The organism is Mesorhizobium sp. B2-3-14 (assembly GCF_006442175.1).
Classification (GTDB): Bacteria; Pseudomonadota; Alphaproteobacteria; order Rhizobiales; family Rhizobiaceae; genus Mesorhizobium; species Mesorhizobium australicum.
In genome coordinates, this window is sequence record NZ_VFVP01000005.1 from 227,909 (window position 1) to 240,156 (window position 12,248).

Genomic DNA, 12,248 nt, shown 5'->3' on the forward strand with positions numbered 1-12,248 from the left:
GCCTTTACGACGAGCGCTCGGCCTTCAGCACCGTGACCGCCGCCTCGCTGTTGTGAACGTAGTCGTTGGCGTCGGGCTGCTTCTGTACCAGCAGGATGAACAGAAGGTCGGTCAGCGTCAGCTGCGCGTCGCGCGCGGTGATGGAGGAAGAGCGCGCGCGTTCCTCGTCGGCGAGGGTGTAGAGGCGGATGTCGGCGACGCGGCTCAGCGGATTGTCGTGCAGGCCGGTGACGGCGATCACCGTCGTGCCACGCTTGCTGGCAAGCTCCGCGATACGCAAGGTTTCGATGCTGGCGCCGGAATAGGACAGCGCGAACAGCACATCGTCAGGCCCGAGCGTCGAGGCGTTGGCCATCTGGATGTGGCTGTCGCTGTCATGCAGCACATTGCGGCCGAGCTTCATCAGCTTGTATGAAAAATCGCGCGCCACCAGCGAGGAGGCGCCGACGCCGACCAGATGGATGCGCCGCGCGCCATCCAGCAGGTCCAGCGTCCTGGAAAGGATGCGCTCGCTGTTGGCGGCGACGGTCTGCTGCATCGACAGCAGCTTGCTGCCGATCAGCTTCTTCAGGATGACCGGAAAACCGTCACCCACCTCGATGGAGCCGTGGATGACGCCGGCCGGCACCTGCCAATCCTGCGCCTTGGCCTCGCTGACGGCGAGCTTGAGCTCCTGATAGCTGTCATAGCCGAGCTTCTGGCTGAACTTGACGACGCTAGACTGGCTGCGGCCGATCTCGGCCGCAAGTGCCGCCGTCGACAGCCGCAGCATCTGGTCGGGATTGTCGATGATATAACGGCCGATCTCGCGATCGCCGGGCGCCATGCCGTCGAGCTCGGCACTGATCCTGCTTAAGACGGACACGGAAACCCCTCGCTCTTCACTGCAAGACGAGGAATAAATTATTCCAATTTTGATTGACAGCCAAGAACGCAGAATTAATTCTCGACCGACCCGAGGTCATCGCTCGGGATCCCGGGCAGGTCACCGGACGTGGCCGTCAAGGTTTCAGCCATGGACAGATTGCGGATCGTCGGCGGACAGAGATTGGAAGGCGCGGTCACCATATCGGGCGCCAAGAATGCCGCTTTGCCGCAGATCGCGGCCGCTCTTCTCAGCCCCTACCCGCTGGAACTGACCAACCTGCCCGATGTGACCGACGTCGAAAACATGCTCGGCGTGGTGCGACTTCACGGCGCCGAAATCACCCGGTCCGCCCATGCCGCCACAATCGACACAAGTACCGCCGTTTCCAAGGAGACCTCCTACGACACGGTACGGAAAATGCGGGCGACGGTGCTCGTCCTGGCGCCGTTGCTGGCGCGGTTCGGCCATGCCCGGGTTTCGCTGCCGGGCGGCTGCGCGATCGGCGCGCGGCCGGTCGACATGCATGTCGCCGCACTCGCCGCGCTCGGCGCCAGGATCGCCGTCGAGAACGGCCTGATCGTCGCCTCGGCCCCGAACGGGCTGACCGGCACGCGCATCGTGCTCCCCTCGCCATCGGTCGGCGCGACGGAAACCGCCATGATGGCGGCAACCGCGGCCAAGGGCGAAACCGAGATCCTGAACGCGGCGCGCGAGCCGGAAGTGGCCGATCTCGCCGCCTGCCTCGTTGCCATGGGCGCGCGCATCGAGGGCGCCGGCACGCACCGTATCCTGATCGCGGGCGACACCAGCTGGCACGCCGCCAGGCACGACATCATCCCCGACCGCATCGAGGCCGGCACTTATGCCATCGCGGCCGCCATCACCGGCGGCCAGCTCGAACTGACGCACGCCCGGCTCGAGCACATGGCCTCGGTGGTGCAATTGCTGGAGGCGACCGGCGTCAGCGTCTGGCCAGGCGACCGCGGTCTGATCGTGTCGCGCGACCGGCCGCTCAAGGCCGCGGATCTGACGACGGAACCCTATCCGGGCTTTCCGACCGACCTGCAGGCGCAGTTCATGGCGCTGATGTGCTGCGCCCAGGGTGCGTCGCTGCTGCGCGAAACCATTTTCGAGAACCGCTTCATGCATGTGCCCGAACTGATGCGGCTTGGGGCCAACATCAAGCTGCAAGGCACCATGGCGCTGGTGCGCGGCGGCGAGAAATTGCACGGCGCGCAGGTGATGGCCACCGATCTGCGCGCTTCGGTGTCGCTGGTGCTGGCGGCGCTGGTCTGTGAAGGCGAGACGACAATCAACCGCGTCTATCACCTCGACCGCGGCTACGAGCAGCTGGACCGCAAGCTGCGCCTGTGCGGCGCCGACATCGAGCGGCTGGGCGCATGAATACAGAAGCGGATTATTTTCTCGGCGTCGATGGCGGCGGCACCGGTTGCCGCGCCCGTCTCGAGGACGCGCAAGGCACGGTGCTGGGACAGGGCCTGTCGGGGCCGGCGACGACGCGGCTCGGCATCGAGGCAGCCTGGGCCTCCATCGCCAAAGCTTTCGGCGCGGCGATCGAGGAAGCAGGTTTCGCGCCAGCCGAAACCGCCAAGATCCATGCCGGCATCGGCCTTGCCGGCATCGGCCGCAAAGGCGCGCTTGAGGCGTTGCGGGCAATCGCGCATCCCTTTGCCAGCATCGACTTCGTCAGCGACGGCATCGGTGCCTGCCTTGGCGCGCATTCCGGCCGGGACGGCGCCATCGTCATCGCCGGAACCGGCTCGATCGGCCTCGGCTTCGTCGAGGGCCGCGACCTGCGCGCCGGCGGCTACGGGTTTCCGATCTCCGACGAGGGCAGCGGCGCCGACCTTGGACTGAAAGCCGTGCAACTGGCATTGCGCGCCCATGACGGCCGCCACGAGCGCACGGCGCTGCTGGCGGAGGTCATGCAGCGCTTCGCGGGCGACCCCATGGAGGCTGTCGCCTGGATGGACCGCGCCAGCGCCACGGACTATGCCGCGCTTGCACCCATGGTGATGCGCCATGCCGACCAGGGGGATCCCGTTGGGCGCCGCATCGTGCAAGGTGCCGCCGAACAGATCGACACGCTGGTGCGGGTATTGTTCGAAAAAGGCGCGCTGCGCGTGACGTTGCTGGGCGGCCTCGCCAGCCCGCTGGAGCCCTGGCTTTCTCCCGATGTGCGCCGCCGCCTGAAGCCCGCCGACGGCGACGCCGTATCCGGCGCGATCATTCTTGCCAAGCGTTCGGTTTGCAAGGGATAGCCAGCACGCGCAGGAATAAAATATTCCAAATCTCTGTTGACGATGTGAATATCAAATTCTAAAAAGTTAACAAAGAAAAACTGCGATGACAGACCCAAGGTCCGTCTGCACTGGTTGCCAGTCGAGCGATGCCGGGCGCCGTGTGGCAGAACTTTTGAAAGCGCTGGGATGACCGAGCAAGGGTTGATGTCTGAGCTGGATCGCTTGGTTTCCGAGGGTCGGAACCCAAGGACCGTCGACATCGATCTGCTGCCGACCCTCGACGTGCTGCGCAGGATCAATGACGAGGACAAGATCGTCCCAGCGGCCGTCGAAAAGGTGCTGCCCGAGATTGCCGCCGCGGTGGACCGGATCGTGCTTGCCTTCGAGAGGGGCGCACGCCTCATCTACATGGGCGCCGGCACCAGCGGTCGGCTTGGCGTGCTCGACGCTTCGGAATGCCAGCCGACATTCGGCGTGCCCGAAGGCATGGTGGTCGGCCTGATTGCCGGCGGGTCCGACGCGCTGGTGCGCTCGCTCGAAGGCGCCGAGGATGACCCGAAGACGGGCGCCAAGGCCTTGCAGGGGATCGGACTCACACCCGACGACGTGGTGGTCGGCATCGCGGTCAGCGGACGCACGCCCTATGTCATCGGCGGGCTGACCCATGCCAGGCAGATCGGCGCAACGACGGTCGCCCTCTCCTGCAATCCGGCATCCACCATTGCCGGTATCGCCGACATCGCGATCTCGCCCGTCGTCGGCCCCGAAGTGCTCACCGGCTCGACCCGGCTGAAATCGGGAACCGCGCAGAAGCTGGTGCTCAACATGCTGACCACGGCCTCGATGATCCGGATCGGCAAGAGCTACCAGAATCTGATGGTCGACCTGAACCCATCGAACAGGAAGCTGGTGGCCCGGGCGATCAGGATGGTCATGCAGACGACCGGCTGTACCGCGCCGCAGGCGCGGCAGGCGCTCGACCGGACCGGCAAGGACGTCAAGTTGGCGATCCTGGTGACCATCACCGGCCTCGACGTGGACGCGGCGCGGGCCGCTTTGTCCAGGGCCGGAGGGTTCCTGCGAAAGGCGATCGGCGACGAAGCAACCTGAAGCCCCTTTAGACAAGACGGCGTCAAGCCGCATAGACTGGGCCGACACTCCATAGCATGTGTGCCTTGGAAGCGGTCCTCGGAAACTGCAAGGCATCGAGTTCAATAATGGGAGACGAGAATGGTTCATCTTACAAGAAGGCTGCTTTCGGGCATCACCCTTGCCGCGATGCTCGGCATCGCGACGGTTTCGGCGCAGGCGGCGACGCTGCACATGGCCTGGTCCCAGGACGCCACCGGGCTTGATCCGCACAAGCAGACGGCCTTTTCCTCGCTGCGGCTTTTGGAGCTGATCTATGAGCCGCTGGTGCGCGTCGACGCCAGCCTGCGGATCATTCCCGCCATCGCCTCCTCCTGGGAGTTTTCGAAGGACGGCAAGGAGTTGACCTTCAAGCTCGATCCCAAGGCGAAATTCCAGAACGGCACCGCCGTGACCGCCGCCGACGTTAAGGCGTCATTCGAGCGCATTCTCGACGAGAAGACCGGTGCCGCCGCCCGCGCCAACTTCCTGTCGATCGCCAGCATCGACACGCCGGATGCGGCGACCGTCGTGTTCCACCTGTCGCAGGCCGACGCGCCGATCCTGACGGCGATGAGCGACGTCAACGCGGCCATCGTTCCGGTGGCCGAGATCAAGGCCGGCTCGATCGGCACCAGGACGGTCGGTTCGGGGCCGTTCAAGCTCGACAAGTGGGATCCCAACGCCAAGGAAGTCTTGAGCGCCAACAAGAACTGGGCCGGCGGCGCGACCGGCGTCGACGGCATCGAGATCAGTGTGCTGCCCGACGAGGCGGCGATCCTCGCCGCCATGCGCACCAAGCAGATCGATTTCGCCTTGCTCAACGATCCGCTCGTCGCCACGCTGGTGCCGAAGGAAGCCAACTTGCAATTGAACCGCGTGCCGGTGCTGGCCTACAACGTGCTGCAGCTCAACCCGTCGCGGAAGCCGATGACCGAGCTCAAGGTGCGCCAGGCGATCTCCTGCGCTATCGACCGGCAGGAGGTGCTGGACACCGCCGCGCTGGGCGAAGGCAAGGTCACCGGACCGCTGACCATCCCGGCGCTGGCCACCGATCCCAGCCAGTTGTTCTGCTACAAGCGCGATGTCGAAAGGGCCAAGAAGCTGATGGCCGAGGCCGGCTTTGCCGACGGCTTTTCGGCGACCGTGATCGGCGCCACGGGCGAGCCGCCGACGGCAGCCGCGGAAGCCCAGGTCATCCAGTCGCAGCTCGCCGAAATCGGCGTCAAACTCGATATCAAGATGATGGAGCTCAACGTCTATGTCGACGCCTGGCTGAAGGGCGATTTCGACATGGCGATCGCGCTCAATGGCGGCCGGGCCGACCCCTATACCATGTACAACCGCTACTGGACCAAATCAGGCAATCTGCAAAAGGTGGCGAACTACATCGACGATACGCTCGACAGCCTGATGCAGCAGGGCCGCGCAGAGACCGATCCGGCCAAACGCAAAGCGATCTTCGCCGAATTCGAGAAGCACCTCGCCGAAATGTCGCCGTGGATCTGGCTCTACACCTCCTATAGCTATACGGCGCAACAGAAGAACATATCCGGGTTCGTGCCGACGCCGACCGGCACGCTGTTCAGCCTGAGCAAGGTGACGATCCAGTAGCTTCGGCAACGGGACGAGAGGTCTTCCTGGCGTGAACTATCTCCTGCGACGGCTGGCGACGTTTCCTCTCGTCCTGCTTGGCGTGTCCATCCTGGTCTTCGTCGCGATCCGGATGGTGCCTGGCGATTCGATCACGGCGATGCTGGGAACCGAGGCCGGCCTGCTGACGCCGGCGCAGCGCGATGCGCTCGCCGCCTATTTCGGCATCGACCAGCCCTGGTTCGTCCAGTACTGGCGCTGGATCGGCGGCATCCTGCACGGCAATTTCGGCATATCCGTCACCTATGGCAGGCCGGTTCTCGACGTCATCCTCGATCGCTTCCCGCTGACCTTGGAGCTGGCGCTCCTCTCTATGATCATCGCGCTCCTGGTCGGCATGCCGGCGGGAATCTACGCCGCCACCCACAGCGAGAAGCTGTCCGACCTCAGTGTGCGCGTCGTCGCCATGATCGGCCAGTCGACGCCGAGCTTCGTGCTTGGCTTGCTGATCATCTACACGCTGTCGGCGGGCTTCGGCGTACTGCCGGCGATGGGTGAATTCGTGCCGCTCTGGCAGGATCCCTTGCGCAATCTCAGCCAGTTGATCCTGCCCGCCATCACGCTCGGCTTTGCCTTCGCGGCATCGGTCACCCGCATTGCGCGCTCGGCAATGCTCGACGTGTTGAGCGACGATTATGTGCGCACCGCGCGCAGCAAGGGCGCTTCGGCGCGCAGCGTCATCTGGCGGCATGCGCTTCCCAATGCGCTGATCCCTGTCGTGACGCTGAGCGGCATAGAATTCGGCTACCTCCTGGGCGGCGCCGTCATCGTCGAACAGATCTACGCCCTGCCCGGCCTCGGACGCATGGTGCTCGACGCGATCCTGCAGCGCGATTACGCGCTGGTGCAGGGCAGCGTGCTGTTCATCGCCTTCAACTTCATGATCGTCAATCTCCTGGTCGACCTCGCCTATGTCGCGCTCGATCCGCGCATCCGGCTGGGGGAACAGTGATGCGCATCCTGCGTGCCATCTTCGGCCATGGCAGCGGCCGCATCGGCGGCGTCATCGTGTGCGTCTATCTGCTGCTTGCCATCCTCGGCCTGCTCGGGCTGACGCCGCACAATCCGATCACGCAGTACCGTATCGACCGGCTGCATGCGCCCAGCGCCGCCTACTGGATGGGCACCGACCTGTTCGGCCGCGACGTCGCCAGCCGCCTGATGGCGGGCATCGGCCAGTCTTTTACCGTCGCCTTCTTCTCGGTGGCCTTCGCGGCGCTTGCCGGAACGATCCTGGGGTTGGCCGCCGCCTGGCTCGGGCGCCGCTGGGACGGCGTCGTGATGCGGATCATGGACGTGCTGCTGGCCTTCCCGGCGATCCTCCTGGCGCTGCTCATCGTCACCGTTGCCGGCCCCGGCACCTGGACTAGCGTCGTTGCCATCGGCATCGTCTACACGCCGATCTTCACCCGCGTGGTGCGCGGCCCCGCGCTGTCGCTCAAGACACGCGAATTCGTCGATGCCGCGCGAACCTTCGGCAGCAGTTCGAGCTATATCGTCACGCGCCACCTGCTGCTCAACCTCGTGGCGCCGTTGACCGTGCAGGTGACGCTGGCGCTCGCCTGGGCGCTGCTGACCGAAGCCGGCTTGAGCTTTCTCGGCCTTGGCACGCAGCCGCCCGCCGCGTCGCTCGGCCTGATGCTGAGCGACAGCCGCAATTTGATGGAAACGGCACCCTGGCTGCTGATCTTCCCAGGCCTGGCGATCATGATCAGCATTCTGGGCTTCAACCTTTTGGGCGACGCCTTGCGCGACATCCTCGACCCGAGGATGCGGAGCGCGTTCGCATGACCCCGCTCTTGTCAGTCTCGGACCTGCGCGTCGGCTTCGGCCGCGACCCCCGGGCCAACGAGGTGGTGCGCGGCGTCGGTTTCGATATCACCGATGGCGAGACGCTGGCCATTGTCGGCGAAAGCGGCTCGGGCAAGTCGGTGACGGCGCTGTCGATCAACCGGCTCGTCGATTTCGGTGGCGGCCGCATCACTGGCGGCTCGATGAAGCTCAAGCGGGCCAATGGGACCGTCTTCGAGTTGACGACCGCGACCGAACCGCAACTGACCGGCATTCGCGGCGCCGAGATCGGCATGATTTTTCAGGAACCGATGACCTCGCTCAACCCGGTGCTGACCATCGGCACCCAGATCGAGGAATCGTTCCGCCTGCATCGCGGCCTGACCGGCCGGCAGGCTACTGCGGCAGCCAAGGACGCACTCGACCGCGTGCGCATTCCCGATGCCGCAAGGCGGCTGAAATACACGCCCAACCAGCTGTCCGGCGGCATGCTGCAGCGGGTGATGATCGCCATTGCACTGGCCTGCAACCCGCGCCTGCTGATCGCCGACGAGCCGACGACGGCGCTCGACGTTACGGTGCAGGCGCAGATCATGGCGCTGCTTGCCGAGCTGAAGCGCGAAAGCGGCATGTCCGTCATCTTCATCACCCACGATATCGGCCTGGTTGCCGGCATCGCCGACAAGGTGATGGTGATGCAGAACGGACAGGCCGTCGAACAGGGTGAGCTCAACCGGATCCTCGACAGCCCCCAGCATCCCTACACCCAGCATCTGCTGCACGCCGTGCCGCATTTCGCCAGCGGTCGCGCGACGCGCTCGGATGGGCAACGTGACAACGGCGCGAGCGCCGAACCGGCCTTGAAGGTCGATGGCCTCGTGGTTCGGTTTCCCCTCAAGAGCAGTTTCTTCAGCCGCGCCACCGGCGCGGTGCATGCCGTCGACGGCGTCGATTTCGACCTGATGCACGGCGAGACGCTGGCCATCGTCGGCGAGAGCGGTTCGGGCAAATCCACTGCCGCCAAGGCGGTGCTGGGGCTTGTGCGGCCGGCGCGCGGCAGCTTCTCGGTCGGCGCCCGAGCGGCCTCGCCGAGGCGCGGCGCCAGGCCCATGCAGATGGTGTTCCAGAACCCTTATGCCTCTCTCAATCCAAGGCTGGCGATCGAGAGCATTCTGGCGGAACCCGTGATCGCCACCGGCGGCCGGGTGGATGCCGAAACGCGGGCCAGAATGGCGCGCCTGCTGGAACGCGTCGGCCTGCCCAAGAACAGCCTCGAGCGCTATCCGCATGAGTTCTCCGGTGGCCAGCGGCAAAGGCTGTGCATCGCCCGCGCGCTGATGCTCAACCCGTCCGTCGTGGTCCTCGATGAAGCAGTGTCGGCGCTCGATGTGTCGGTGCAGGCCAAGGTGCTGGAGCTGCTGGTCGACTTGCAGCGCGAGTTTGGGCTGGCCTATCTGTTCATCTCGCATGACATGGCGGTGGTCGAGCGGATCGCGCATCGCATCGCCGTCATCTATGCCGGCCAGATCGTCGAGATCGGCGACGCACAGTCCGTGCTGTCGAAGCCGAAGCATTCCTATACGAAGAAGCTTATATCAGCCGTTCCGACCATCGACCGGCGACATGAGCGTTTCGAACTGGATACGCGCCAGGTGCCTTCGCTGGTGCGCCCGAGAGGGTTTGAGCCGGCGCCGGCGCGATGGGAGCAGTTTGGCGGGGATCATATGGCGAGGGTGGAGTTGTGATGGACGGTGCACTGGGATATGCAAGGTCGGCGGGACAGCACCCCCCTCTGGCCTGCCGGCCATCTCCCCCGCAAGGGGGGAGATTAGCAGCTTCGGCATCCCGCCCCTTCCTGCGACGTCGGCGATTGGCGAAAGCCGCTATTACGGCCAATCTCCCCCCTTGCGGGGGAGATGCCCGGCAGGACAGAGGGGGGTGCGAAGGATCGCCGACTTTTCCGTTTGACGACATGCCCACGTGCGGAGGCCGGCATTGAGCCCCCTCGCCCAGCTCTTCGACCGCGCGTTCCAACCGCTCGCGGCGGCAGTGGCGGCCAAGCGCATTCCCGGCGGCGTGCTCGGCCTGGTCGGCAGAAATGGCGAGCGCATCACCAGAGCGATCGGCTCCGCGCAGCTTGTGCCTAAGGTCAGGCCGATGACTGTTGAGACCTGGTTCGACCTGGCGTCGCTGACCAAGGTGATCTTTACCACGCCGCGTATCCTGGCGCTGGCGCAGGACGGCATCATCGATCTCGACGCGCCGCTGATCTCTCTGCTTCCCGACCTTCGCCAGTATGACGCGAACGCATGGGAGCGGGAGGTGACGTTTCGCCAGTGCCTGGGCCACCAGACGCCCTTTCCGGCCGTCGAGCCGATCTACACCTATGGGCGCGACCCCGAACTGCTGCGCGCCTTCGTCCTGCAGCGCGAATGGCGGGCGCGCGACCCTGTCTATTCCGACGTCAACTTCATCCTGCTCGGCTTTGCGATGGAGCGGCTGTCGGGCAAGAGCATCCGCGCAGTGGAACCCGGCCCGGGCTTTGCCTGGTTCGCGGAACCCGATGCCGCCGCGGCGACCGAGGACTGCACCTGGCGCCATCGCGTGCTGTCCGGCGAGGTCCACGACGACAATTGCTCGGCGCTGCAGGGCGCCGGCCATGCCGGTCTGTTCGGCACGGCCGCTTCGGTGCTCGATTTCGCCTGGGGATTGCTGGACGGAACCGGCGCATCCGAACGGTTGATCGCGCTGATGCGCGAGCCCCTGTCGGCCACCCGCACCCATGGCTGGGAGCGCCCTTACCAAGGCTGGTCCGGCGGTGCGCTGTGCGGTCCGGGAACGATCGGCCACACCGGCTTCACCGGCACAGGATTGTGGATCGACTTCGACAAGGGTCAGGCATGGACCTTGCTTACCAACCGGATCCATCCGACACGTCATTTCGACAGCGGCATCGTTCAGCTTCGGCAAGCGGTCGGCGACCTCATCAATGGAGCTCAATGATGGAACCAATCTGGGCCGTCGGCCTGATGACCGGCACGGTGCTTGACGGCAACATCGATGTCGCCCTGATCAAGACCGATGGCGAGCGGATAGACGATTTCGGCACTTACCGGCTGATGCCTTATCCCGCGTCGATCCGGTCGCTGCTGGAAGAGACGCTGGCGGCGGCGCGGGCCTGGAATTTCACTGGGCCGGAACCTGCGATTTTCCGCAAGGCCGAAGAGGCGCTGACGCGCGCGCAGTCGGCGGCGGTGAAGGAACTCGTGAAAGGTTACGGCATGACGATGGCCCAGATCGGAGTCGTCGGCTTTCACGGCCAGACAGTGCTGCATCGCGCGCCGCAGGTCGGACGGCTCGGCCAGACCCGGCAGCTCGGCGACGGCGAGCTCATGCATGCCATCCTCGGCACCAAGGTCGCCTATGATTTCCGCTCGGCCGACATGCGCGCCGGCGGACAGGGCGCGCCTTTGGCTGCCGCCTATCACGCCGCGCTGATGCGCGGCGCCGGCGCCAGCGGCGAGGTGGCCGTGCTCAATCTCGGCGGCGTCGCCAACATCACCTGGTGGGACGGTGCCGACAATGTCATCGCCTTCGACACCGGCCCCGCCAACGCGCCGCTCAACGATTTCATCAAGTCGAAAGGGCTCGGCGAAATGGACCGCGACGGCGCGCTTGGCCGGGCGGGAAAGGTGGACGAAGCCCGGCTCGCCAAGCTGCTGCAGCATCCCTATCTGACCAAGCCGTACCCAAAGTCACTCGACCGTTTCGATTTCGGCGCGGCCATGGCCGACGGCCTGAGCGCCGAGGATGGCGCGGCCCTGCTCACCGCCTTCACCGCGTCGGCTGTCGGCAAGGCGCTCGACCTTCTGCCCAGCCGGCCGAAGAAGCTGGTGGTCAGCGGTGGCGGTCGCCACAACCCGACAATGATGGCGATGCTCGCCAGCCGCGCCGGGGTCGAGGTCGTACTGGCCGAAAGCCTCGGCTGGAGCGGCGACGCGGTGGAGGCGGAGTGTTTTGCCTTCCTCGCGGTTCGCGTGCTGCGCGGCCTGCCGATCAGTTTCCCGAGCACGACGGGCGCGCCGCGGCCGATGCGTGGCGGAAAGCTGGCTGGCTGATCAGTCGACCAGTTTCTTCCGCAGGAAGATGCGGCTGCGGCCGACAGGGAAATCGGCCAGCGTCCCGAAAGGCTGGTAGCCTTGCCTCTGATAGACCTTGGCGGCGTTGGGATTGAATGTGTCGATCCAGGCGTTTTGGCAGCCGCGCGCCACGGCTTCGCGTTCGGCCGCGTCGAGCATCCGGCCTGCCATGTGCTGGCCGCGCAGCCTTTCGTCGACCCACAGCCACTGCACGTAGAGCCAGCCCCAGGCGGTGTAGCCTGAAATGCCGGCGACGATCGCCCCGATCTCGTCGCGCACGAACACCGCCAGCGCCTTCCTTTCGGACGCGCCGACATCGCCGTCGTTGAACGCCGTCAGCCGTTCGCTGAGAAAGGCGAGTTCTTCCGGAAGGGGAGCGGCGGTCGTTTCAAGTGTCGTGTTCAT

At 65.5% G+C, this 12,248-nt stretch carries 11 protein-coding genes; 9 read left to right on the plus strand and 2 right to left on the minus strand.

Translation table 11 applies throughout. The features are described 5' to 3' along the window. Positions 1–4 precede the first annotated feature (4 nt). Positions 5–865 carry a MurR/RpiR family transcriptional regulator gene (locus FJ950_RS15565; protein ID WP_015318976.1) on the minus strand — a complete coding sequence of 287 codons (861 nt, stop codon included), beginning with the start codon at positions 863–865 and terminating at the stop codon, positions 5–7. 150 nt (positions 866–1,015) lie between these two features. On the opposite strand from FJ950_RS15565, the gene murA reads away from it, so the two are divergent. The 9 genes from murA to FJ950_RS15615 all read left to right on the plus strand — a co-directional run bounded on the left by murA (position 1,016) and on the right by FJ950_RS15615 (position 11,822). Next, positions 1,016–2,272 (plus strand): UDP-N-acetylglucosamine 1-carboxyvinyltransferase, encoded by a 1,257-nt coding sequence (gene murA, locus FJ950_RS15570; protein ID WP_140617418.1) that lies wholly within the window; start codon positions 1,016–1,018, stop codon positions 2,270–2,272. Continuing rightward, positions 2,269–3,150, plus strand: coding sequence for an N-acetylglucosamine kinase (locus tag FJ950_RS15575; RefSeq protein WP_140617419.1), 882 nt, complete (start codon positions 2,269–2,271; stop codon positions 3,148–3,150). The genes murA and FJ950_RS15575 overlap by 4 nt, the downstream gene beginning before the upstream one ends. Positions 3,151–3,318: 168 nt before the next feature. Then, complete coding sequence (gene murQ, locus FJ950_RS15580; RefSeq protein ID WP_041163516.1) at positions 3,319–4,242, plus strand: N-acetylmuramic acid 6-phosphate etherase; 924 nt, start codon at positions 3,319–3,321, stop codon at positions 4,240–4,242. A gap of 120 nt (positions 4,243–4,362) precedes the next feature. Then, on the plus strand, positions 4,363–5,874 hold the full coding sequence (locus FJ950_RS15585) for an ABC transporter substrate-binding protein (protein WP_140617420.1): 1,512 nt from the start codon (positions 4,363–4,365) through the stop codon (positions 5,872–5,874). Positions 5,875–5,905: 31 nt separating this feature from the next. Then, a complete protein-coding gene (locus tag FJ950_RS15590) occupies positions 5,906–6,865 on the plus strand; it encodes an ABC transporter permease (RefSeq protein ID WP_140617421.1) in 960 nt (319 codons plus the stop codon). Then, positions 6,865–7,704 carry an ABC transporter permease gene (locus FJ950_RS15595; protein WP_140617422.1) on the plus strand — a complete coding sequence of 280 codons (840 nt, stop codon included), beginning with the start codon at positions 6,865–6,867 and terminating at the stop codon, positions 7,702–7,704. Before FJ950_RS15590 ends, FJ950_RS15595 begins: the two co-directional genes overlap by 1 nt. Then, the gene (locus tag FJ950_RS15600) at positions 7,701–9,449 is read left to right on the plus strand and encodes an ABC transporter ATP-binding protein (RefSeq protein ID WP_140617423.1); all 1,749 of its coding nucleotides are present in this window, start codon (positions 7,701–7,703) and stop codon (positions 9,447–9,449) included. The genes FJ950_RS15595 and FJ950_RS15600 overlap by 4 nt, the downstream gene beginning before the upstream one ends. A gap of 250 nt (positions 9,450–9,699) precedes the next feature. Next, complete coding sequence (locus tag FJ950_RS15610) at positions 9,700–10,707, plus strand: serine hydrolase (RefSeq protein ID WP_140617424.1); 1,008 nt, start codon at positions 9,700–9,702, stop codon at positions 10,705–10,707. Further along, positions 10,707–11,822: an anhydro-N-acetylmuramic acid kinase gene (locus tag FJ950_RS15615; protein WP_140617425.1), complete on the plus strand. Its 1,116-nt coding sequence runs from the start codon at positions 10,707–10,709 to the stop codon at positions 11,820–11,822. Before FJ950_RS15610 ends, FJ950_RS15615 begins: the two co-directional genes overlap by 1 nt. On the opposite strand, the gene FJ950_RS15620 is transcribed toward FJ950_RS15615, so the two are convergent. Then, positions 11,823–12,248, minus strand: coding sequence for a GNAT family N-acetyltransferase (locus tag FJ950_RS15620; RefSeq protein ID WP_140617426.1), 426 nt, complete (start codon positions 12,246–12,248; stop codon positions 11,823–11,825). It abuts the gene before it with no gap.